This window comes from Pseudomonas sp. S2_A10 (assembly GCF_054668465.1).
The window spans coordinates 2,742,346-2,760,707 of sequence record NZ_CP162773.1; the positions used below are offsets into that span (position 1 = coordinate 2,742,346).

An 18,362-nucleotide genomic window follows, 5' to 3' on the forward strand; every position below is an offset into this window, starting at 1 on the left:
GACCAACCGGTCAGAGGCAGGCGCCTCGCTGGTGTCCTGGCGCTGTGCTATCGTTGCGGCATCATTTCGTTACGCTCCAAGAGAATCCCTCCATGAAGGTGGCCGTCTGGGCGACACAGCGTGTGGTGGCCTGCCAGCACGCATTGCTGATCGTTTTGCTCTGGTTGTTCACGGGCAGCGCCATCGCCCAAGCGCAAACCGGGCCGGCCGAGCAACGGGCCAAAGCGGTCACGCAAGTGGTGCTTGGCATCCTCAGTTATGCACGCTGGCCGGTGGAACCGGCGCAATTGCACCTGTGCATCGTCGGCCCCACCGAATACACCGATGACCTGGTCAAAGGCACCACCCAAGCCACGGGGCGGCCGGTGGCTGTGCGGCGCCTGCTGGCAGACAACCCGGCCATCGTCAGCGAATGCGATGCGGTGTACATCGGCAAGCTCACCGCCGATGAACGCAGTCGCCTGTTCGCATCGTTGATCGGGCATCCAGTGCTGAGCATCAGCGAAGCAGACGATCAATGCACCGTCGGCAGTCTGTTCTGCCTGCGCGTTGGCGATGAACAGGTGTCGTTCGAGGTCAATCTCGACTCCGTGGCTCGCAGTGGTGTGCGCATTCACCCCAGCGTGTTGCAGTTGTCCCGTCGCAAAGCGGCGGCGCCATGAAGCTGTTCAGTTGGAAGGCTCGCCCCACCCTTGGTTCGGTCATTGGCCGTGGGCATTTGATTGTCGCGCTGGTGGCGGTGGCGATGGCCAGTGTTTCGCTGACCTTGCTGGGCGTGCTCGCGCTGCGGGTCTATGCCGACCACAACCTGCACTTGATCGCCCGTTCGATCAGCTACACCGTCGAGGCAGCCGTCGTGTTCAATGACAAAGCGGCGGCAACCGAGGCGCTGGCGATCATCGCCGCCACCGAGGAAGTGGCAGATGCCCGAGTGCTCGACGCGCAAGGCCAATTGATCGCGCAATGGCAGCGCGTCGAGACCGGCTTGTTCTCCGAGCTGGAAATGCAGATCACCCGCGCTCTTCTGGAAAAACCGGTCAGCCTGCCGATCGAGCATCAGGACCGTGAAATTGGTCGCGTCCTGCTCATCGGCCACGGCGGCAGCCTGATGCGCTTCCTGCTCAGCGGCCTGGCCGGGATTTTGCTCTGCACCGCGATCAGCGCCTGGGTCGCGCTCTATCTGGCGCGGCGGCAGCTGCGCGCAATCATTGGCCCACTGCACAGCCTCGCCGCCGTCGCCCACGCCGCGCGCAGTGAGCGAGCGCTGGATCGGCGCGTGCCGCCGGCGCAAATCGCTGAACTGGATAATTTGGGCAACGACTTCAATGCCTTGCTCGGCGAACTCGAGTCGTGGCAAACCCATCTGCAAAACGAAAACGAAACTCTCGCTCACCAAGCGACCCACGACAGCCTCACCGGTTTGCCCAACCGCGCGTTTTTCGAAGGCCGCTTGATCCGCGCCTTGCGCAACGGCAAAAAACACGATGAGCGGGTCGCCGTGCTGTTTCTCGACAGCGACCGCTTCAAAGGCATCAACGATAACTTCGGCCACGCCTCGGGCGACGCAGTGCTGGTGGCCATCGCCAATCGCGTGCGAGCGCAATTGCGCGAGGATGATCTGGTCGCGCGGCTGGGTGGCGACGAGTTCGCCGTGCTGCTTGCGCCACTGCACACGGTCGAAGACGCTGAGCACATCGCTGACAAGATTCTCGCCAGCATGGACATGCCGATCACCCTGCCCGGCGACAGCAGTGTGGTGACCTCGCTCAGTATCGGCATCGCCGTTTACCCCGATCATGGCGCCACGCCGGGTGCCTTGCTCAACGCAGCCGACGCGGCAATGTACCAGGCCAAGCGCCTGTCGCGCGGCGCGCAATTCACCGCCGGGTCGGAGCGCCCGGTCGATTCCGTTCACACCAGGAGCTGATGTCCGTGTTCACTCTTCCCGTTCGACTTTTTTCCGCATTGCTGATGATCGCCGCGCTGACCCTGAGCGGTTGCCAGACCGCCCCGCAAAAGGGCCTGACACCGGCGCAGGTCGCCGTGCTCAAACAGCAGGGTTTCGAGTTGACCGATGACGGCTGGGAGTTCGGCCTGTCGGGCAAAGTGCTTTTTGGCAGCGATGTCGAAAGCCTGAACGCAGCCAGCACGGAAATCGTCGAACGCATCGGCAAGGCGTTGCTCGGCGTGGGAATCGAGCGGGTGCGCGTCGATGGCCACACCGATGCGTCCGGCAAGGAAACCTACAATCAGCAACTGTCGCTGCGCCGGGCCAAGAGCGTCGGCAACGTCCTCGGCACGGTCGGCATGAAGCAGGAAAACATCCAGCTGCAAGGCCTGGGCAGCAGCGAACCGGTGGCTTCCAACGACACCGCAGCGGGGCGCACGGAAAATCGCCGGGTGTCGATCGTGGTCAGCGCCGACTAATCGGCAAAGCGCATCTCCCGCGTTTCACCCATCAACAACGCCTGATTGCGTTCAGTCACCTCACGGATGTAATCCCACAACAACGTAATCCGCTTCAGCTTCCTCAGATCCTCCCGGCAGTACATCCAGAACTGCCGGGTGATGTCGATTTCCTCCGGCAACACCGGCAGCAATCGCGGGTCTTGTGCGGCGAGAAAGCACGGCAGGATCGCCAGCGAGCGCCCCTGCTGTGCGGCGACGTATTGCGCGATCACGCTGGTGCTGCGCAAGTTTGCGCTGGCGCCGGGCAGCACGTTGGCCAGGTAGAGCAGCTCCGAGCTGAACGCCAGATCATCCACATAACTGATGAATTGATGCTTGCTCAAATCGGCCGGTCGGCGGATCGGTGGGTGTTTGTCCAGATAGTCCTGGGTTGCGTACAGCTGCAAGCGGTAGTCGCAGAGTTTGCAACAGACGTACGGCCCGTGCTCCGGCCGCTCGAGGGCGATGACGATGTCGGCCTCGCGCTTGGACAGGCTGATGAAGTGCGGCAGCGGCAGGATGTCCACCGAGATTGCCGGGTAGGCGTCGACGAAATGGCTCAGTTGCGGGGTGATGAAAAAACTGCCGAAGCCTTCGGTGCAGCCCATGCGCACATGGCCGGACAGGGCCACGCCCGAGCCCGAAACCTGCTCGCAAGCCATGTGCAATGTGCTTTCGATCGACTCGGCATAACCGAGCAAGCGCTGGCCTTCAGTGGTCAGGACGAAGCCGCTGGTGCGGGATTTCTCGAACAGTAATGTGCCGAGCGCCGCTTCCAGCGAACTGATCCGTCGCGACACCGTGGTGTAGTCCACGGCCAGGCGTTTGGCGGCGGTGCTGGCCTTGCGGGTGCGGGCGACTTCAAGGAAAAACTTCAGGTCGTCCCAGTTCAGCGAGCCTAGCGAGGTGATGTTTTTTTGCATGATGGTCGGGCTTATATGTGCGTTCTTATTAGAAGTTTGCACATCTATACTCCAAAAACAGTCCGACAACCAATTCGCGACACACGCCTCATCTCAAGGCGAACCTTTCGCCTTGGCTCCTACGATAAAAACAAGTTCTGGAGACCAGCATGAACGCATCGCTTACGCCCAACGACACCACGCTGCAAAAGGTCAAACTGCTGATCGACGGCGAGTGGGTCGAGTCGCAGACCACCGAGTGGCACGACATCGTCAACCCGGCCACCCAGCAAGTGCTGGCCAAGGTTCCGTTCGCCACCGCCGCTGAGGTCGATGCCGCTGTCAGCGCCGCCCAGCGCGCGTTCCAGACCTGGAAATTGACCCCGATCGGCGCGCGGATGCGCATCATGCTCAAGTTGCAAGCGCTGATCCGCGAGCACTCCAAGCGCATCGCCGTGGTCCTCAGCGCCGAACAGGGCAAGACCATTGCTGACGCCGAGGGCGATATTTTCCGTGGCCTGGAAGTGGTCGAGCACGCGTGCTCGATCGGCACCCTGCAAATGGGCGAGTTCGCCGAGAACGTGGCTGGCGGCGTCGACACTTACACCCTGCGCCAGCCGATCGGCGTCTGCGCCGGCATCACGCCGTTCAACTTCCCGGCGATGATTCCGCTGTGGATGTTCCCGATGGCGATCGCCTGCGGCAACACCTTCGTGCTCAAGCCTTCGGAACAGGACCCGCTGTCGACCATGCTGCTGGTGGAACTGGCCATTGAGGCTGGCGTTCCGGCGGGCGTGCTCAACGTCGTGCACGGCGGCAAGGATGTGGTCGATGGTCTGTGCACGCACAAGGACATCAAAGCCGTGTCGTTCGTCGGTTCGACCGCTGTCGGCACCCACGTTTATGACCTGGCCGGCAAACACGGCAAGCGCGTGCAGTCGATGATGGGCGCAAAAAACCACGCCGTGGTGCTGCCGGACGCCAATCGCGAGCAAGCGCTGAATGCTTTGGTCGGTGCCGGTTTCGGTGCCGCCGGGCAACGCTGCATGGCCACGTCGGTGGTGGTGCTGGTCGGTGCCGCAAAACAGTGGCTGCCAGACCTGAAAGCGCTGGCGCAGAAACTCAAGGTCAACGCCGGCAGCGAGCCGGGTACCGATGTCGGCCCGGTGATTTCGAAAAAAGCCAAGGCGCGGATCCTCGAACTGATCGAAAGCGGCATCAAGGAAGGCGCCAAGCTTGAACTCGATGGTCGTGACATCAGCGTGCCGGGTTATGAACAAGGCAATTTTGTCGGCCCGACCCTGTTCTCCGGTGTGACCACCGACATGCAGATTTACACCCAGGAAATCTTCGGCCCGGTGCTGGTGGTGCTGGAAGTCGACACCCTCGACCAGGCGATTGCGCTGGTCAACGCCAATCCTTTCGGCAACGGCACTGGCCTGTTCACCCAGAGCGGTGCGGCGGCGCGTAAATTCCAGACGGAAATCGACGTCGGTCAGGTCGGCATCAACATTCCGATTCCGGTGCCGGTACCGTTCTTCAGCTTCACCGGTTCGCGCGGTTCGAAACTCGGCGACCTCGGCCCGTACGGCAAGCAAGTGGTGCAGTTCTACACGCAGACCAAAACGGTCACGGCGCGCTGGTTCGACGACGACAGCGTCAACGACGGCGTGAACACCACCATCAACCTGCGCTGAGGATTCGATCATGAAAATCGCATTTATCGGGCTGGGCAACATGGGCGCGCCGATGGCGCGCAACCTGATCAAGGCCGGCCACTCGTTGAACCTGGTCGACCTGAACAAAACCGTGCTGGCGGAACTCGAGCAACTGGGCGGCACCATCCGCGCTTCGGCCCGCGAGGCGGCGGAAGATGCCGAACTGGTGATCACCATGCTCCCGGCCGCGGTGCATGTGCGCAGTGTCTGGCTGGGTGAAGAGGGCGTGCTCGCCGGCATTCGCCAAGGCGTGCCGGCGGTGGATTGCAGCACCATCGATCCGCAGACCGCCCGCGACGTCGCAGCGGCCGCCGCCAAACACGGCGTGGCCATGGCCGATGCGCCGGTCTCCGGCGGTACTGGCGGTGCGACGGCCGGAACGCTGACCTTCATGGTCGGCGCTACCTCGGAACTGTTCGCCACCCTGCAACCGGTGCTGGCGCAGATGGGCCGCAACATCGTCCATTGCGGTGAAGTCGGCACCGGCCAGATCGCCAAGATCTGCAACAACCTGCTGCTGGCGATTTCGATGGTCGGCGTCAGTGAGGCGATGGCGTTGGGCGATGCGCTGGGGATCGACACCGGCGTGCTGGCCGGGATCATCAACAGCTCGACCGGGCGTTGCTGGAGTTCGGAGATGTACAACCCGTGGCCGGGCATCGTCGAAACGGCGCCGGCCTCGCGCGGTTATACCGGCGGGTTCGGTGCAGAACTGATGCTCAAGGATCTCGGGCTGGCGACGGAAGCGGCGCGGCAGGCGCACCAGCCGGTGGTGCTCGGCGCGGTGGCGCAGCAGTTGTATCAGGCGATGAGCCAGCGCGGTGACGGTGGGAAAGATTTCTCGGCGATCATCAACAGCTATCGCAAGCCGCAGTAACGCGATCAGCCCTTTGTGGGGAGGGGGTTTATCCCCGTTGGGTTGCGCAGCAGCCCCCTGGATTGTGTCAGGCAAACCGAGTCCTCAGGGTTTGCGACTGCTGCGCAGTCGAGCGGGGATAAATCCCCTCGCCACAGGGTTCTCTATGTCCACAGGTAACACTGGGGTGTGTTTAAAAATTGCAGCAGGTGTTGCCGGGAAATCACGTCGGGTGATTTCCCGGCTTTTTTGCATCAGGCGAAGACGAAATATTTGCGCACGGTCTCGACCACTTCCCACGTGCCTTTCATGCCCGGCTCAACCACGAAGATATCGCCCGCGCGCAAGTGGATCGGCGCCATGCCGTCCGGGGTGATCACGCAGTAGCCTTCCTGGAAATGGCAGTACTCCCACTTCACATAATCGACGCGCCACTTGCCTGGCGTGCAGATCCAAGTGCCCATGATCTTGCTGCCGTCTTCGCTGGTGTAGGCGTTGAGGTTGACGGTGTGCGGGTCGCCTTCGAGTTTTTCCCATTTGCAGGCGTCGAGTACCGGCAGCGGGTGGGTGTCGCGCAGAACGGTGATAGGGGCGGTCGCGGTCATGAGGGACTCCGGGCAAGTGGACTTGAGAATTGAAGTCGCACCCTATAGCGGCCGGTCGCCGCTCAGTTGTCTGGGGTCGACATCGGAGTGCTCAGAAACGCGCGCAGCAATAAGTGCTTGTAACAGCGCTTGGGCATAACCCGGCAGCGCGGCGAAGTCTTTCGCGCAGAGCAATAACGCGCGGCGCGCCCACGGCTCATTCAGGGTCACGCACTGGAACCGTTTGAGCGTCGCGCGTTCGACAGCGGCCAAGGGCACGATGGCCAGTCCCGCTCCTCGGGCGACCATACGCATCGCGCCATCAAAGCCATCGGCGCGAATGCGCACCTGCATCCGCGCGCCGCTGTGCAGCGCCTGTTCTTCCAGATAAATCGCCAGTGCGCTGTCGGCGCTCAATCCGACAAAGTCGTGCTGCAAAGCGTCGCTGAAACTGACCCCGGCGGCGTCAGACAACGGGTGATCAAGCGGCAGAATCAGCACCAGCGGATCGTCGCGAAACGCCTGGGTCTGCAGGCCGTTGGTGTCGACCGCGTCGGAGACGATGCCCAGATCCGCTGCGCCTTCACGCAAGGCATGGGTAATTCGCGCACTGGGTAGTTCCTGTAGATCGATGTCGAGATTGGGATGGCTGCGCAGGAAATCCGCGAGCACTTCCGGAAGGTACTCGGTGATCGCCGTGGTGTTGCATAACAGCCGCACCTGGCCTTTGACGCCATGCGCGTAATCGGCCAGATCCTGCTGCATGCGTTCGGCCTGTTGCAAAAGAATGCGCGCATGGCGGGCGAGGGCTTTACCGGCCGGGGTCGGGGTGACGCCACGCCGACCACGTTCGAGGAATTCGGCGCCCAGCGAGGCTTCCATCGCGCGGATTCTGGCGCTGGCGGCGGCGAGGGACAAGTGGCTGCGGGCGGCGCCGGCGGTGATGTTGCCGGTGTCGAGAATGTGCAGGTAGAGGCGCAGGTCGGTGAGGTCGAAGTGCATGGGGTTTGCCTCTGATTTTTATGGTGTGTGGGCTGGCCCTTTCGCTGGCAAGCCAGCTCCCACAGGTTTCTTGTTGATCTCTAAATGGATGAACAACCGAGATTCTGTGGGAGCTGGCTTGCCAGCGATGAGGCCAGATGCATCACTGCAAAGATCAGCCTCTTGCAAAGGAAGAGGCTGCCTTAGTATATGGCAGATTTTCCCCCAGCCCGGATCAGTGCACATTACCCCAATGCACACACTGACCGACTTCTACCAAACCCTCGGCCTGACCCTTTCTCTACTGGTCATCGCCACCTTCCTCCTCGCCGGCACGGTCAAAGGCGTGATCGGCCTCGGCCTGCCCACTGTCGCGATGGGCCTGCTCGGTCTGGCTATGGCGCCGGCGCAGGCAGCCGCTTTGTTGATCGTCCCCGCGACCTTGACCAACCTCTGGCAACTGGCCTTCGGCGGTCATCTGCAAGGATTGATCAAACGCCTCTGGCCCATGCTGCTGATGATCTTCCTCGGCACCGGCATCGGCACCCTCTGGCTCGGCATGTCCAGCGGACATTGGGTAGTGCGCGGACTTGGCGCGGCGCTGTTGCTGTATGCATTGAGCGGATTGTTCTTGCCCACGCTACACGTCAAATCCGCGCATGAATCGTGGCTCGGCCCGCTGTGTGGCCTGAGCACCGGCGTCATCACCTGCGCCACCGGCGTCTTCGTGATTCCGGCGGTGCCGTACCTGCAAGCGCTGGGGCTGAGCCGCGATGAGCTGGTGCAGGCGCTCGGCCTGTCCTTCACCGTCTCGACCCTGGCGCTGGCCGCTGGGCTGCTCTGGCACGGCGCACTCGGCGGTAGCGAATTGAGCGCCTCGCTGCTGGCGCTGATCCCGGCCATGCTTGGCATGTGGCTCGGTCAGTGGCTGCGTCAGCGCATCAGTGCGGTGCTGTTCAAGCGGGTGTTCTTTATCGGACTGGGCGCGCTCGGCGCCCATTTGCTGATCAGCGGCTAGCCGACGATTCGCTGAGCATGTCGATCGCGCGGATATCGAAATCGCGCTCCAGATAGTCCATGCGCCTGGCGAAAAACGCTTTCATGTGCGGCAACGCCGAGTGCACATCCAGATGCGCCTGGCTGGCCCAGATCTCGTAGAAGATAAACAGCGTCGGATCTTCCTTGTCGCGCAGCATGTGGTACTCGATACAGCCCGGTTCGGCGCGGCTTGGCTCGACGTAAGCGCGGAACAGCGCTTCGAACTCGGCGGCTTTTTCCGGGCGGGTCTTGGCGTGCAGGATAAAACCCTGGCGTTCACTCATCACAACTTCCTCAAAAGCAGAAAGCGGCGATGCTACGGCAACAATTGGTGATCGATTCGTGCGTTTTGATCAAATGTATTTTGCGTCGATGTGGCTGTTTCCGCGCGAGATCGATGGTTAATCTGCGGCCATTCCAATTCCTGTTTCAATCCAGCCTCAAAGGCTGCGCCGAGGTTTTCCGATGAAGAAAGTGCTATTGCTCAATGGCGGTAAAAAATTCGCCCATTCCGATGGCCGCTACAACGCCACCTTGCACGAAACCGCGCTGAGCGTGCTCGATCGGGGCGGTGTCGACGTCAAGACCACCTTCATTGATGAGGGCTACGACGTTGCCGAGGAAGTGGCGAAATTCCTCTGGGCCGACGTCATCATTTATCAGATGCCGGGCTGGTGGATGGGCGCGCCGTGGACGGTGAAAAAGTACCTCGACGAAGTCTTCACCGAAGGTCACGGCAGCCTCTACGCCAGCGACGGCCGCACCCGTTCCGATGCCTCGCAGAAGTACGGCAGTGGCGGTCTGATTCAGGGCAAGCAATACATGCTGTCGCTGACCTGGAACGCGCCGCAGCAAGCCTTCGATGACCCGACGGATTTCTTCGAAGCCAAAGGCGTGGACGCGGTGTACTTCCCGTTCCACAAGGCCAACGAATTTCTCGGCATGACCGCACTGCCGACCTTTCTCTGCGTCGACGTAATGAAGCGTCCGAATATCGACAATGATGTGGTGCGCTATGAGCAGCATCTGACTGAGGTGTTTGGCCTCAAGGCTTGATGGGTTTCGGGCTACTATCCGGGTACAGCAAAAGATCGCGGCCTTCGGCAGCTCCTGCAGAGGGCATGGCGATTGGTTGCGATCTTGGCGATTCCAAAGAGGACACCCGTGAAAGCCAGATCCGATGAGTTGCAGATTTTCGTCTGCGTGATCGAGTGCGGTTCGATTTCCGCCGCCGCCGAGCAGGTCGGCCAGACGCCGTCGGCCGTCAGTCGCACGCTGTCGAAGCTCGAAGCCAAGCTCGACACCACGCTGATCAACCGCACCACGCGACGCATGGACCTGACCGAGGAGGGCAAGTATTTCTTCGAACAGGCCAAGTTGATTCTCGACCAGATGGATCAACTCGAAGAGCGTCTGTCTTCGCGCCAGCAAACTCCCTCCGGGCGCCTGCGCATCAACGCCGCCTCGCCGTTCATGCTCCACGCCATCGTTCCCTACATCGACGAATTCCGGCAGTTGTATCCGGACATTCAGCTCGAACTCAACAGCAATGACCTGATCATTGACCTGCTGGAACAAAGCACCGACGTCGCCATCCGCATCGGCACCCTCGCCGACTCGACGCTGCATGCGCGTTCGCTCGGTTGCAGTCCGTTGATGATCGTCGCCAGCCCCGCCTATTTGAAGAAGCACGGTGCACCACGACAAGTGGCGGATTTGAGCGAACACACGTTGCTCGGCTTTACCCAGAACGAAGGCCTCAACCAGTGGCCGCTGCGCTATGTGCATGGCGACCGTTGGCCGATCAGCCCGGCGATCAGCGCTTCCAGCGGCGAGACCGTGCGCCATTTGGCACTGGAAGGGCAGGGCATTGCCTGTCTGTCGCATTTCATGACCATCGACGACATCCGCGCCGGACGCCTGAAAGTCCTGCTCGGCGAATTCAACAGCGGCTACCGCCAGCCGATCAACGCCGTGTACTACCGCAACTCGCAACTGGCGTTGCGCATCCAGTGCTTCCTCGACTTTATCCAGGGCAAACTCGCCGCCTACGCCAGCGCCGAATTCAAAGACTGATTCGTGATCCCTGCGCAAGAGTGAATTGGCCGAGGGCGGGTTTTTCGCCGGGTTTCATCGGCCGATACTCGCTGCATCACTTATTCACGCAGGGAGTTTCTCCATGAACGTATTCGTCACCGGCGCGGCCGGTTTTATCGGTGGGTCCATCGCAACCGGTCTGGTGCAGGCCGGGCACAACGTCACCGGCCTGGTGCGCAGCGCGGAGCAGGCTGACGAGCTGAAAGCATTGGGTATGAACGCGGTAATCGGCACCCTCGATGACAGCCAATTGCTGGCGCAACAGGCCCGTGCTGCCGATGCCGTCATCAACGCTGCCAGCAGCGACCATCGCGGTGCGGTGGAAGCGTTACTCGACGCTTTGCGCGGCTCGAACAAGGTCTTTCTGCACACCAGCGGTTCGAGCATTGTCGGCGACGCTTCCGGCGGCAAATCCAGCGATGACATTTACTACGAGGACAACCTGCCGGAGCCGACTGTCGACAAGGCCGATCGCGTAGCCATCGACAACCTCGTGCTCGCGGCGGCGAAGGATGGCGTGAACTCGGCGGTGATCTGCAACACCCTGATCTACGGCCACAGCCTGGGCGTCAACCGCGACAGCGTGCAACTGCCGCGACTGCTGAAACAGGCGCGCAAAAGCGGCGTCGTTCGCCACGTCGGAACAGGGCGGAACATCTGGTCCAACGTGCACATCGAAGACGTCGTCGCCTTGTATCTGCTGGCGCTGACCAGGAATGTGCCGGGCACTTTCTACTTTGTCGAGAGCGGTGAAGCCTCGTTCATCGACATGACCACCGCCATGGCCGAAGCCCTCGATCTGGGCAAACCGCAAGACTGGCCATTGCCTGACGCCGAAGCCGAATGGGGCTACGAAATGGCCAACTACGGCCTCGGTTCCAACAGCCGCGTACGCGGCAAACACGCCCGGGAACTGCTGGGCTGGACGCCGAAGCGCACGTCGGTGGTTGAATGGATTCGTAACGAAATGGTGTGAGTCCAGCGCGCACCGAGTGAAGCCATTCGCGAGCAGGCTCGCTCCCACAGGTGACCGCGTTCTGCCTGGAAAAATGTAATTCCTGTGGGAGCTGGCTTGCCAGCGATAGCGGTGGATCAGTCGCCACCCATGTTGAACGTGGCGCCGTCATCGCTGGCAAGTCAGCTCCCACAGGGACTTTGTGGTGGCCAGGAAGCCATGAAAATCCCACCCTCCGATTTTCATTGATCACGACAACACATATCCACCAACGACACCTCTTGTCTCTCCACGAAAATTAATTTCATGCGGTTTGAAATCTCTATCTCGAAATGATTTATGAGTTTCACAACCCATTCGAACGTGACCCTTTCGAGGAGTACCGCATGACGCTTTCCTTCGGCTATTGGCTGCTGGTCTACGCCGCCGTGGCCATCATTGCGCTGATCGTGTTGATCGCCCGTTACCGGCTCAATCCTTTCATTGTCATCACCCTGATTTCCCTGGGCCTGGCGCTGGTGGCCGGGATGCCGCCGTCGGCGGTGGTCGGTGCGTATGAGGCGGGCGTCGGCAAGACGTTGGGGCATATTGCGCTGGTGGTGGCGTTGGGGACGATGCTCGGCAAGATGATGGCCGAGTCCGGCGGTGCCGAGCAGATGGCGCGCACGCTGATCGACAGATTCGGCGAGAAGAACGCGCACTGGGCGATGGTCTGCATTGCGTTTCTGGTCGGCTTGCCGCTGTTCTTTGAAGTCGGTTTCGTCTTGCTGGTGCCGATCGCTTTCACCGTGGCGCGCCGGGTTGGCGTGTCGATTCTGATGGTCGGTCTGCCGATGGTCGCCGGCCTCTCGGTGGTGCATGCGCTGGTGCCGCCGCACCCGGCGGCGATGCTCGCGGTGCAGGCCTATCAGGCGTCGGTCGGGCAGACCTTGTTGTACGCGATCGCGATCGGCATTCCGACCGCGATCATCGCCGGCCCGCTGTACGCGAAATTCATCGTGCCGCGCATTCAATTGCCGGCGGACAACCCGCTGGAAAAGCAATTTCTCGAGCGCGAGCCGCGCGACAGATTGCCGGGTTTCGGCATCACCATGGCAACCATTCTGCTGCCGGTGGTGCTGATGCTGATCGGCGGCTGGGCTAACCTTATTTCCACTCCCGGCAGCGCTTTCAACCAGTTCCTGCTGTTCATCGGCAATTCGGTGATCGCGCTGTTGCTGGCGACTTTGCTGAGCTTCTGGACGCTAGGGATTGCCCAAGGTTTCAACCGCGAATCGATCCTCAAGTTCACCAACGAATGCCTCGCGCCCACCGCCAGCATCACCTTGCTGGTCGGCGCTGGTGGCGGCTTGAACCGGATTCTGGTGGATGCCGGCGTTACCGATCAGATCGTCGGCCTCGCTCACGAATTTCACCTGTCGCCGCTGATCATGGGCTGGTTGTTCGCTGCGCTGATGCGCGTTGCCACTGGCTCGGCCACCGTGGCGATGACCACCGCATCAGGCGTTGTCGCGCCGGTGGCCATCGGTCTGGGTTATCCACATCCTGAGCTTTTGGTGCTGGCGACCGGCGCGGGCTCGGTTATCTTTTCCCACGTCAACGACGGCGGCTTCTGGTTGATCAAGGAATACTTCAACATGACGGTCGCGCAGACGTTCAAGACCTGGACCGTGCTCGAGACGCTGATTTCGCTGGTCGCTTTCGCGCTGACCGTCGGCCTTTCCTACCTGCTGTAACCGGAGCCCGCCGCCCATGGACATCCTCTACCAGATCCGCGCCCGCCAGGATTCCTTCAGCGCCGGCGAGGGGCGCATTGCGCGGTTGATGCTCGACGATGTCGGGTTTGCCGCCAGCGCCAGCCTCGAAGACCTCGCGCACCGGGCCGAGGTCAGCACCGCCACGCTGTCGCGCTTTGCCCGCACGGTCGGCTGCCGTGACCTGCGTGATCTACGTCTGCAACTGGCCCAGGCCAGCGGCGTTGGCAGCCGGTTTCTCGACCCGGCAGGCACGCCCGAGCAGTCGGCGTTCTATGGGCAGATCGTCGGCGACATCGAAACCACCCTGCGCCAGCATCTGGCCGGATTTGACGAATCGCGGTTCGCCGACGCAGTGAAATTGCTCAGCCAGGCGCGGATGATTCGCGCGTTCGGCATGGGCGGTTGCTCGACCCTGTGCAGCGATGAATTGCAGGTGCGCCTGGTGCGCCTCGGTTACCCGATTGCGGTGTGTCATGACGCGGTGATGATGCGCGTCACCGCCGCCAGTTTGAACGCCGAGCAAGTGCTGATCGCCTGCTCGCTGACCGGCATCACTCCGGAGCTTTTGGAAACCGTGGAGCTGGCGCGCAATTACGGCGCGCGCATTCTCGCCATCACTCGCGGCGATTCACCGTTGGCCGAACTGGCCGACGTCGTCCTGCCGCTGCAAGGCGCGGAAACCTCGTTCATCTACAAACCGACGGCGGCGCGCTACGGCATGCTGTTGGCCATCGACGTGCTCGCCACCGAACTGGCGCTGGCCAGCCCTGAAGACAATCAAGAACGTCTGCGGCGAATCAAACTCGCCCTCGACGAATACCGTGGCGGCGACGATCACCTGCCGCTGGGAGACTGACATGCAGTACGACACCCTGATCCGCAACGCGCTGGTTATCGACGGCAGCAACACGCCGGGCTACCGCGCAGACGTGGCGATTCTCAATGGCCGCATCGAGCGCATCGGCGATCTGCCTGACGCCCGCGCCAGCGAAGAAATCGACGCCGCCGGCCGGGTGCTGGCGCCGGGTTTCATCGACGTGCACACCCACGACGACACGGTGGTCATTCGCCAACCCGAGATGCTGCCCAAGCTTAGCCAAGGCGTGACCACGGTGATTGTCGGCAACTGCGGCATCAGCGCTTCGCCGGTCACCTTGAAGGGCAATCCACCCGATCCGATGAACCTGCTCGGCAGCGCAGCGGCGTTCGTCTACCCGCGTTTCAGCGACTACCGCGCTGCCGTCGAAGCGGCCAACACCACGTTGAACGTTGCGGCACTGGTCGGCCACACCGCGCTGCGCAGCAATCACCTCGACGACTTGTTCCGCACCGCGACCCCCGACGAAATCACCGCCATGCGCGTGCAGTTGCGCGACAGTCTCGAGGCTGGCGCGTTGGGCTTATCCACAGGCTTGGCCTACGCCAGCGCCTTCAACGCGTCCACAGATGAAGTCATGCAACTGACCGAAGAGCTGACGACGTTCGGCGCGGTGTACACCACCCATTTGCGCAGCGAATTCGCCCCGGTGTTGGAGGCGATGGACGAAGCATTTCAAATCGGCCGCCACGCGCAATCGCCGGTGATCATTTCCCACCTCAAATGCGCCGGCGTCGGTAACTGGGGGCGCAGTCCGCAATTGCTCGCAGCGCTGGAAGAGGCAGCGAAAACCCATCCGGTCGGCTGCGATTGCTATCCCTATGCGGCGAGTTCCTCGACCCTGGATTTGAAGCAAGTCACCGACGCCCACCGCATCACTATTACCTGGTCGACCCCGCATCCGGAAGTCAGCGGGCGCGACCTGATCGACATTGCTGGCGAATGGAAACTGTCGCTGGAAGAAACCGCGAAACGGCTACAACCGGCGGGCGCGGTGTACTACGGCATGGACGAGGCGGATGTACGAAGAATCCTCGCCCATCCGCTTTCGATGGTCGGTTCTGACGGACTGCCCGAAGACCCGTTCCCGCATCCGCGCCTGTGGGGCGCTTTCCCACGGGTGCTGGGCCATTTCAGTCGCGACGTCGGGTTGTTTCCGCTGCACACCGCCGTGCATAAGATGACCGGCCTGTCGGCGGCGCGTTTTGGCTTGCAGGAAAGGGGCGAAATTCGTGCAGGACATTGGGCGGATCTGGTGTTGTTCGATCCGGCGACCGTGCGCGATGTGGCCGATTTCAATGATCCGCAACGGGCCGCGCAGGGGATTGACGGGGTTTGGGTCAACGGCGTGTTGAGTTATCGCGACGGGCAGGCGAATGGCAGCAGGGCAGGGCGGTTTCTGGCTCGCGAAGGTAATTTGCGCGAAGGATTTTATTGATGATGATGGCGCCAAAAGATCGCAGCCTTCGGCAGCTCCTACAGGAGATCGAAGGCTGCGATCTTTTGATCCATGTCTCATAGTGGCACTGTGCAATTAAAGAAAGCCATCCACAAGCCGATTTGCTGACATCCTCCCCATCTACACTGTGGGGCCAATCAGTCAGGGAGCACCCCATGAGCTTCGGCAAAACCACCCCGATCCTGCGGATCTTCGATGAGGCCAAGGCTGTCGAGTTCTACGTCGATTTTCTCGGTTTCAAGATCGACTGGCAGCATCGCTTCGAAGCGAATTTTCCGCTGTATCTGCAGGTGTCGCGGGGCGAGTGTGTGCTGCATCTGTCCGAGCATCACGGCGATGCCTGCCCGGGTTCGGCGCTGCGTATCGAGACCGATGAGCTGGAGGCGTTTCAGCAGCAGCTGATGGCCAAGGATTACAAGTTCTCGCATCCGCAGATTCAGGCGATGCCTTGGGGGAGTCAGGACATGACCATTGCTGATCCGTTTGGCAATCGGTTGGTGTTTACCAATGCGATCAGTCTTTGAGCTTGGCGCCCAAGATCAAAAGCCCCTCACCCTAGCCCTCTCCCGGGGGGAGAGGGGACCGATTGCGGGATGCTCGGGAGTTACGCCGACCTGAATGTGCTGTGCTGAATCCATAATCGAATTGAATGCATGGCGTCGAATCCACAATCGACTCGGTCTTTCAGGTCGACGGACAACGCAAGACAACCGGGTCGGCCCCCTCTCCCTCTGGGAGAGGGCTGGGGTGAGGGCAATCCCTGACACCCCACCAAAACCAGCCCACACCAAATTCCTCAAAAACCCTCAATCAGTCGGCACCAACCGATCCAGCACCCGATTCACCGCCATCTCCGCGACCATCACAATCTGCGCAATGCCCTGCAACGTCTTGCGCTGCGAGCCGTTCACCAGCCCCGCCTGATCGTTGAGCATCACCGTCGCCGACCCCAGGGTTTCGCAGGCATCGGCCAGCAGCGATTCGTTGTCGGCCTCGGGATTGGCCATGTACAGCGTGTTGGATTTGTAGGGCGGGGCCATGAATTCGGCGCTGGACGGGCCGAGGTAATGATCGAGGGCGCGGTCGGCGGCTTCGTGGAATTTCTTTGAGTCGGCGGATTCGTAGGGAGATGCCGAGTCGGTGGGGGGCGGGTTTGGGGTTACTTTGAACATATCCAGATCCTCATTTGGCTGGCCACCGCTTTCCTACTAAAGAAAGTGGAGGCAGCTGTGCGCAGGTTAGTAGACCGGGGATCTGGGAAACCGGCGCGCCCGAGAGCGCCCTGCGCACAGCCACCATAAAGCTCAGGCGAGACCTGACTGTCTGATGAACGATGCACCCCAAATACTCCGGGCTACTAAACCCGATCACTGATAGGCAGTGACGCAATCACAGTAGCGATGAGGTCTGGGGCGCACAAGCCGGCGGATTCTGGCGCAGGCGTAGGCAGGGGCGCAAGGAATTGTGGGTGGTTTCGCTGAATGTCTGGCGGCTTTAAACAGTTGTGCCAAGGCGTGTTTAATCGGTGTGGCGAATGACGCCTTCGCGAGCAAGCTCGCTCCCACAAGGGGATCTGCGATGAACTCGAAAGTGCAGGCAACCGAAAAACTACTGTGGGAGCGAGCTTGCTCGCGAAGGGGCCATCAGCATCACCGCCGATTCCGCAACCGAAACTCCCCCGGCGGCATCCCGCGCCAGCTCTTGAAGGTGCGATGAAACGAGCGCGGTTCGGTGAAGCCCAGATACTGCGCAATGTCCTGAATCGGCAACGTACTGTTGAGCAAATAGTGCTCCGCCAACTCCTGACGCAGCTCATCAAGAATCTGCTGATACGACGTCCCGACCTGCTGCAACTGCCGCTGCAACGTGCGCACCGACACGCTGAGCTGTTCGGCCACTTGCTCCTTGCGCGGCAAGCCCTCCTTGAGCAAACTGCGCAGGATGTTTTTCACCTGCTGCGCCAGCGAGGCATCTTCCAGCGTCGCCAGCAAACCCATCGCGTGTTCTTCCAGGGTTCGCAGCAATTGCGCATCGGCCTGGCGCAGCGGCAATTGCAAATACGCCAGCGGCACCACCAGCGCCGAATACGCCTGATCGAATAGCACCGGGCAACCAAAAAACGCCTCGTACTCGGCCAGCGTCACCGCATCCGGCCGCCCATGCTCCAGCCATACGCAGGCCGGTGACAGCTGCGTGTCGGCGATCCAGCGCGCGTAGTGCAGCCACGAACCGAGCACGTTTTCCACCAGATGCCGACGAATCCGTGGCCGCTGGTAGCGGCAGGTCCAGATCAGATGCACATGCTCGCCCTGCACCTCGGCGCGGCTGACGCCCATGTCGCCGACGAGTTTTTCGAACGGCATGATCCGGCTCATCGCATCGCCCAGCGTCGCGCAATTCATGGTGATGTAACCGAGCACGCTCCACGAATTGGGCAGGACGAAATTCGCCGCATGCAGCCCGAACAACCCATCGCCCGAGTGCTCGCAGAAATAATCCAGCAAGCGCTCGTGAACCTCACCCGGCAGGCGCAAGGTGTTGTCGCTCAACTGCTGCGCCTGCAACCCGGCCGCCGCCAACGCAGGCTCGATGGCCATGCCCAACTGTTCGGCATGGCGCAGGTATTTGAGCAGCGGCGGAACGGAAGTGAAGCCAAGCGATGGCATGGTCGCGGTCCTTTGATCGACGGC

At 61.4% G+C, this 18,362-nt stretch carries 19 protein-coding genes; 13 read left to right on the forward strand and 6 right to left on the reverse strand.

Features of this window, described 5'->3' with window-relative positions:
- The first annotated feature begins 92 nt into the window (after positions 1-92).
- Genes AB4N41_RS12320 through AB4N41_RS12330 form a run of 3 tightly spaced genes read left to right on the forward strand, consistent with a single transcriptional unit; the run spans position 93 to position 2,427 of the window.
- Positions 93-662, forward strand: coding sequence for a YfiR family protein (locus AB4N41_RS12320; protein ID WP_252877396.1), 570 nt, complete (start codon positions 93-95; stop codon positions 660-662).
- Complete coding sequence (locus AB4N41_RS12325; RefSeq protein WP_252877397.1) at positions 659-1,927, forward strand: diguanylate cyclase domain-containing protein; 1,269 nt, start codon at positions 659-661, stop codon at positions 1,925-1,927. Before AB4N41_RS12320 ends, AB4N41_RS12325 begins: the two co-directional genes overlap by 4 nt.
- A complete protein-coding gene (locus AB4N41_RS12330) occupies positions 1,927-2,427 on the forward strand; it encodes an OmpA family protein (protein ID WP_252877398.1) in 501 nt (166 codons plus the stop codon). The genes AB4N41_RS12325 and AB4N41_RS12330 overlap by 1 nt, the downstream gene beginning before the upstream one ends.
- Here the strand turns inward: AB4N41_RS12330 and AB4N41_RS12335 are convergent.
- Positions 2,424-3,371: a LysR family transcriptional regulator gene (locus AB4N41_RS12335; RefSeq protein ID WP_016771799.1), complete on the reverse strand. Its 948-nt coding sequence runs from the start codon at positions 3,369-3,371 to the stop codon at positions 2,424-2,426. The two genes, AB4N41_RS12330 and AB4N41_RS12335, sit on opposite strands and share 4 nt — an antisense overlap.
- Before the next feature lie 149 nt (positions 3,372-3,520).
- Here AB4N41_RS12335 and AB4N41_RS12340 point away from each other — a divergent pair, with 149 nt between their 5' ends.
- Both AB4N41_RS12340 and mmsB read left to right on the forward strand, forming a co-directional pair.
- On the forward strand, positions 3,521-5,047 hold the full coding sequence (locus tag AB4N41_RS12340) for a CoA-acylating methylmalonate-semialdehyde dehydrogenase (protein ID WP_024011486.1): 1,527 nt from the start codon (positions 3,521-3,523) through the stop codon (positions 5,045-5,047).
- Between the two features lie 10 nt (positions 5,048-5,057).
- Positions 5,058-5,945 carry a 3-hydroxyisobutyrate dehydrogenase gene (mmsB, locus tag AB4N41_RS12345; RefSeq protein WP_252877399.1) on the forward strand — a complete coding sequence of 296 codons (888 nt, stop codon included), beginning with the start codon at positions 5,058-5,060 and terminating at the stop codon, positions 5,943-5,945.
- Between the two features lie 233 nt (positions 5,946-6,178).
- Here mmsB and AB4N41_RS12350 read toward each other — a convergent pair whose 3' ends face one another.
- A complete protein-coding gene (locus AB4N41_RS12350) occupies positions 6,179-6,529 on the reverse strand; it encodes a cupin domain-containing protein (RefSeq protein ID WP_016770579.1) in 351 nt (116 codons plus the stop codon).
- Positions 6,530-6,571: 42 nt separating this feature from the next.
- The gene (locus AB4N41_RS12355) at positions 6,572-7,510 is read right to left on the reverse strand and encodes a LysR substrate-binding domain-containing protein (RefSeq protein ID WP_460138399.1); all 939 of its coding nucleotides are present in this window, start codon (positions 7,508-7,510) and stop codon (positions 6,572-6,574) included.
- Between the two features lie 232 nt (positions 7,511-7,742).
- Here AB4N41_RS12355 and AB4N41_RS12360 point away from each other — a divergent pair, with 232 nt between their 5' ends.
- Entirely contained in the window at positions 7,743-8,507 is a 765-nt protein-coding gene (locus AB4N41_RS12360; RefSeq protein ID WP_252877401.1) for a sulfite exporter TauE/SafE family protein, read from the forward strand.
- Here AB4N41_RS12360 and AB4N41_RS12365 read toward each other — a convergent pair.
- The gene (locus AB4N41_RS12365; protein WP_252868770.1) at positions 8,497-8,811 is read right to left on the reverse strand and encodes a putative quinol monooxygenase; all 315 of its coding nucleotides are present in this window, start codon (positions 8,809-8,811) and stop codon (positions 8,497-8,499) included. The genes AB4N41_RS12360 and AB4N41_RS12365 overlap by 11 nt on opposite strands.
- 181 nt (positions 8,812-8,992) lie before the next feature.
- Between AB4N41_RS12365 and AB4N41_RS12370 the strand changes: the two genes are divergently transcribed.
- The 7 genes from AB4N41_RS12370 (at position 8,993) to AB4N41_RS12400 (ending at position 16,196) form a co-directional block, all read left to right on the forward strand.
- Positions 8,993-9,583, forward strand: a complete 591-nt coding sequence (locus tag AB4N41_RS12370) for an NADPH:quinone oxidoreductase MdaB (protein WP_150635981.1) — start codon at positions 8,993-8,995, stop codon at positions 9,581-9,583.
- Positions 9,584-9,691: 108 nt separating this feature from the next.
- A complete protein-coding gene (locus tag AB4N41_RS12375) occupies positions 9,692-10,603 on the forward strand; it encodes a LysR family transcriptional regulator (RefSeq protein ID WP_150743427.1) in 912 nt (303 codons plus the stop codon).
- 103 nt (positions 10,604-10,706) lie between these two features.
- Entirely contained in the window at positions 10,707-11,600 is an 894-nt protein-coding gene (locus AB4N41_RS12380) for an NAD-dependent epimerase/dehydratase family protein (protein WP_252877402.1), read from the forward strand.
- Between the two features lie 365 nt (positions 11,601-11,965).
- Complete coding sequence (locus tag AB4N41_RS12385; RefSeq protein ID WP_236169264.1) at positions 11,966-13,315, forward strand: GntP family permease; 1,350 nt, start codon at positions 11,966-11,968, stop codon at positions 13,313-13,315.
- A 16-nt stretch (positions 13,316-13,331) separates the two neighbouring features.
- Complete coding sequence (locus AB4N41_RS12390; protein WP_252877403.1) at positions 13,332-14,192, forward strand: MurR/RpiR family transcriptional regulator; 861 nt, start codon at positions 13,332-13,334, stop codon at positions 14,190-14,192.
- A gap of 1 nt (position 14,193) precedes the next feature.
- On the forward strand, positions 14,194-15,651 hold the full coding sequence (locus AB4N41_RS12395) for an N-acyl-D-amino-acid deacylase family protein (RefSeq protein ID WP_252877404.1): 1,458 nt from the start codon (positions 14,194-14,196) through the stop codon (positions 15,649-15,651).
- A 176-nt stretch (positions 15,652-15,827) separates the two neighbouring features.
- Positions 15,828-16,196: a glyoxalase superfamily protein gene (locus AB4N41_RS12400; protein WP_016771789.1), complete on the forward strand. Its 369-nt coding sequence runs from the start codon at positions 15,828-15,830 to the stop codon at positions 16,194-16,196.
- A 282-nt stretch (positions 16,197-16,478) separates the two neighbouring features.
- Here AB4N41_RS12400 and AB4N41_RS12405 read toward each other — a convergent pair whose 3' ends face one another.
- On the reverse strand, positions 16,479-16,844 hold the full coding sequence (locus AB4N41_RS12405) for a DUF6124 family protein (RefSeq protein ID WP_095180333.1): 366 nt from the start codon (positions 16,842-16,844) through the stop codon (positions 16,479-16,481).
- A gap of 477 nt (positions 16,845-17,321) precedes the next feature.
- A complete protein-coding gene (gene gliR / locus AB4N41_RS12410; protein WP_252877405.1) occupies positions 17,322-18,338 on the reverse strand; it encodes an AraC family transcriptional regulator GliR in 1,017 nt (338 codons plus the stop codon).
- Between the last annotated feature and the right edge of the window lie 24 nt (positions 18,339-18,362).

What these genes read in the sequence shown, in the direction of transcription:
- AB4N41_RS12320 (WP_252877396.1), top strand. Translation starts at nt 93, where the DNA reads ATGAAGGTGGCCGTCTGGGCGACACAGCGTGTGGTGGCCTGCCAGCAC.
- AB4N41_RS12325 (WP_252877397.1), top strand. Translation starts at nt 659, where the DNA reads ATGAAGCTGTTCAGTTGGAAGGCTCGCCCCACCCTTGGTTCGGTCATT.
- AB4N41_RS12330 (WP_252877398.1), top strand. Translation starts at nt 1,927, where the DNA reads ATGTCCGTGTTCACTCTTCCCGTTCGACTTTTTTCCGCATTGCTGATG.
- AB4N41_RS12335 (WP_016771799.1), bottom strand. Translation starts at nt 3,371, where the DNA reads ATGCAAAAAAACATCACCTCGCTAGGCTCGCTGAACTGGGACGACCTG.
- AB4N41_RS12340 (WP_024011486.1), top strand. Translation starts at nt 3,521, where the DNA reads ATGAACGCATCGCTTACGCCCAACGACACCACGCTGCAAAAGGTCAAA.
- mmsB (WP_252877399.1), top strand. Translation starts at nt 5,058, where the DNA reads ATGAAAATCGCATTTATCGGGCTGGGCAACATGGGCGCGCCGATGGCG.
- AB4N41_RS12350 (WP_016770579.1), bottom strand. Translation starts at nt 6,529, where the DNA reads ATGACCGCGACCGCCCCTATCACCGTTCTGCGCGACACCCACCCGCTG.
- AB4N41_RS12355 (WP_460138399.1), bottom strand. Translation starts at nt 7,510, where the DNA reads ATGCACTTCGACCTCACCGACCTGCGCCTCTACCTGCACATTCTCGAC.
- AB4N41_RS12360 (WP_252877401.1), top strand. Translation starts at nt 7,743, where the DNA reads ATGCACACACTGACCGACTTCTACCAAACCCTCGGCCTGACCCTTTCT.
- AB4N41_RS12365 (WP_252868770.1), bottom strand. Translation starts at nt 8,811, where the DNA reads ATGAGTGAACGCCAGGGTTTTATCCTGCACGCCAAGACCCGCCCGGAA.
- AB4N41_RS12370 (WP_150635981.1), top strand. Translation starts at nt 8,993, where the DNA reads ATGAAGAAAGTGCTATTGCTCAATGGCGGTAAAAAATTCGCCCATTCC.
- AB4N41_RS12380 (WP_252877402.1), top strand. Translation starts at nt 10,707, where the DNA reads ATGAACGTATTCGTCACCGGCGCGGCCGGTTTTATCGGTGGGTCCATC.
- AB4N41_RS12385 (WP_236169264.1), top strand. Translation starts at nt 11,966, where the DNA reads ATGACGCTTTCCTTCGGCTATTGGCTGCTGGTCTACGCCGCCGTGGCC.
- AB4N41_RS12390 (WP_252877403.1), top strand. Translation starts at nt 13,332, where the DNA reads ATGGACATCCTCTACCAGATCCGCGCCCGCCAGGATTCCTTCAGCGCC.
- AB4N41_RS12395 (WP_252877404.1), top strand. Translation starts at nt 14,194, where the DNA reads ATGCAGTACGACACCCTGATCCGCAACGCGCTGGTTATCGACGGCAGC.
- AB4N41_RS12400 (WP_016771789.1), top strand. Translation starts at nt 15,828, where the DNA reads ATGAGCTTCGGCAAAACCACCCCGATCCTGCGGATCTTCGATGAGGCC.
- AB4N41_RS12405 (WP_095180333.1), bottom strand. Translation starts at nt 16,844, where the DNA reads ATGTTCAAAGTAACCCCAAACCCGCCCCCCACCGACTCGGCATCTCCC.
- gliR (WP_252877405.1), bottom strand. Translation starts at nt 18,338, where the DNA reads ATGCCATCGCTTGGCTTCACTTCCGTTCCGCCGCTGCTCAAATACCTG.